This is a genomic window from Mesorhizobium sp. M4B.F.Ca.ET.214.01.1.1, from assembly GCF_004791545.1.
GTDB lineage: Bacteria > Pseudomonadota > Alphaproteobacteria > Rhizobiales > Rhizobiaceae > Mesorhizobium > Mesorhizobium abyssinicae.
Window position 1 is genome coordinate 1 of sequence record NZ_SRUX01000127.1, and the last position, 363, is coordinate 363.

Genomic DNA, 363 nt, shown 5'->3' on the forward strand with positions numbered 1-363 from the left:
CGTGATTGACAACGACCGGAAGGCCGCCGATGGCCTTCCGGCTGGCGTTCTGCTTGAACCTGAATTGGCCGGGCAATTCGAGGAATGACATGGTTCGAAGGACGGATATCAAGCGATACTTCGCCGACCAGTTGCCAAAAATCGTTCTGGCTCCGAGCGGATTGATTATACTCGTAATTACGTACGGATTCATCGCGTGGACTGCAAGTATTTCGCTTAGTTCATCCAGGGTGATGCCGATATACGATTTTGTGGGTCTGGAGCAGTTCATCCGTCTTTGGTCGACCCCGCGGTGGTACATAGCCGTCAAGAACTTGTTTATCTTCTCGGCACTTTACCTGTCGATCGCGACTTTCTTTGGCC

General features: G+C 51.8%; 1 pseudogene. It reads left to right on the forward strand.

What is annotated here, in order from left to right:
* Positions 1 to 29 precede the first annotated feature (29 nt).
* Positions 30 to 363: pseudogene (locus EN857_RS35315) on the forward strand (sugar ABC transporter permease); the annotation flags it as partial.